Genomic DNA, 2,232 nt, shown 5'->3' with positions numbered 1-2,232 from the left:
GTTACGGATACGGGTACAACTACACCTACTCCTACTCCTACGGCGACAAACAGGATAACCAAAACCACCGTAAATGGCCGTGGCAACGCAGCGCATGAGATCGGGCGCACGTGCCCGCGATCAGCACCCTCTCTCACGAAAGGCCAAGATCATCGGCCTCGTCGTGGGGCTCCTGCTGGTCTGGCGGATCTGCGCGATCTCACTGGCGGCAGGGCACAGCGACTCCAGCAACGATCTCGCCGCGGCCGACTTTGCCGGCGCATCGCAGGCCGCCGCGATCGCAGCGACGGAGCAACGCCTGAACGACGGCGACTTCGACGGGGCCAAGGTCTTCGCGAAGCATGCCCTGTCGATTTCGACGATCTCGGCCGCCTCGCTTCGCGATCTGGGCCTGGCGGAGCAAGGGCTCGGCAACTGGCAGAAATCCGGCGCCCTGTTTTCGCAGACGGCCGCCCTCGGCTGGCGCGACGCGCCGACCCAGCTCTGGCTCGCCCAGGCCTTTCTGCAGCAGAAGGATTATGACGCGGCCGCGCAACGAATGGACGCCGCGCTCCGGCTCGCCACGCCGAACTACAATCTCTACGGGACGCTCGACCAGTACATCGCCGATCCCGTTTTCGCGCGCGCCATGGCCCGCCGGCTGGCGCTCAATCCGAACTGGCGGATTTATTATCTCCCCTTCGCGACCGGCATCACCGAGCCGGCGCTTCTGGCACGCACACGTCTGTTGCTGATGCTGTCGGGCTCATCCGCCCCGCCCTCACGCGATGAGATGATCCCGGTGCTGGCCGCCCTGATCCGCGACGATCGGGGCCCGGCGGCGCGGACGCTGTGGACCCGGTCCCTGCGCATTCCCGCCGCAGGCATCTTCGACCCCGGCTTCGCGAATGTCGGGACGAGCGGGATGGCGCCGTTCGAATGGTCGATGCTTCCCGTGCCAGGTGCGACGGTCACGGTCGAGCAGCAGGGTACGCGCCATATTCTGCATGCGACCACGGACGGCTCGGCGTCGGGAACGATGCTGCGCCAGGCGACGGCTTTGTCTCCCGGCGCGCACACGCTGTCTTTCGTCGGAACGATCGCGGGAAAGGCGCATGACGCGTTCGGCTGGAGCGTCCGATGCCGCAGCGGCCGGGCGCTGCTGAGCACGATGCGCTCGCCGGCACCCCCACCTTACCGCTTCGAGGTGCCGGAAGATTGCCGGAGTCAGCAGGTGGAATTGCTCGTATCGAGCGATGCCACTGCCGCGGGCAGCGCGGTGAGCTTCAAGAATATCGATATCAATTGACCCATATTAAGCCATTGCGCGAGGCCGGCGATGCACGAATGTCAAAATTGTGCTACGCAGCATGCGAAGGCGACTATCGTGGTGTCCGATTCGTGACATGCTAGATTGGTGGCAAGGAACGAATCGTGCCGGAGAGCCTGCCCAGCGAGCCTTCCGGCGAAGTGGTGCATCGGCATGACGAGGGAAGAGTCGGCGATGGGAAATGGATTGCGGCTTGGTTTGATACTGGGGTTTGCGGGGCTTTTGTCCGCCTGCTCGCACGGGTCGTCGTTGCCCAGCGGTGACCTGGCTTATGCGAGCATTCCCGCCCCGAGCACGGATCGCCCGGTGGACGACTACAAGATCGGGCCGCTCGACACGCTGTCGGTGACGGTGTTCCAGGAGCCGGATCTGAGCCAGGCGGCGGTGCAGGTGGATGCCTCGGGCAACGTGCTGTTGCCGCTGATCGGCCAGGTGAAGGCCGAGGACAAGACATCGACGCAGCTGGCCGGCGAGATCGGCTCGAAGCTGGGGGCGAAATATCTGACCGATCCTCAGGTGTCGGTGATCGTCACGCAGTCCGTGTCCCAGCATGTGACGGTGAACGGCTCGGTCACGGAACCCGGGGTCTATGCGATCCAGGGGCGCACGACGCTGCTGGACGCGCTGGCCATGGCCAAGGGCACGTCACGGGTGGCCGCGCTCGATCAGGTCGCGGTGTTCCGGATGGTGGACGGCAAGCGGATCGGCGGTGTATTCAACGTCGACAAGATCAACCGTGGCCTGGCCCCGGATCCGGAACTCAAGGGTGACGACACGATCGTGGTCGGGCTTTCGAACGTGAAGGCGGCGTGGCGGGACATTCTTACGGCGGCGCCGTTGTTGACGGCATTCAGCTACGCGGCGGTGCGTTGAGGGACTAGAGGGGACGGCAGATGAACAAGCAGATCGCGCTTCATCCCGAC

The 2,232-nt window shown here is 64.8% G+C and carries 2 protein-coding genes; both read left to right on the top strand.

Annotated features, from left to right (window positions below; translation table 11 throughout):
• The first annotated feature begins 73 nt into the window (after positions 1-73).
• Entirely contained in the window at positions 74-1,288 is a 1,215-nt protein-coding gene (locus HZF05_RS13565; protein ID WP_160366782.1) for a tetratricopeptide repeat protein, read from the top strand.
• 327 nt (positions 1,289-1,615) lie between these two features.
• Positions 1,616-2,182 (top strand): polysaccharide biosynthesis/export family protein, encoded by a 567-nt coding sequence (locus tag HZF05_RS13560; protein ID WP_160366781.1) that lies wholly within the window; start codon positions 1,616-1,618, stop codon positions 2,180-2,182.
• The last annotated feature ends 50 nt before the right edge of the window (positions 2,183-2,232 follow it).

Origin of the sequence: Sphingomonas chungangi (assembly GCF_013778325.1) — a bacterium.
Taxonomy (GTDB): Bacteria; Pseudomonadota; Alphaproteobacteria; order Sphingomonadales; family Sphingomonadaceae; genus Solisphingomonas; species Solisphingomonas chungangi.
This window is presented reverse-complemented; position numbering and strand designations above follow the sequence as displayed.

Coding starts and splice junctions, on each gene's coding strand:
- HZF05_RS13565 (WP_160366782.1), top strand. CDS start 74: ATGGCCGTGGCAACGCAGCGCATGAGATCGGGCGCACGTGCCCGCGAT.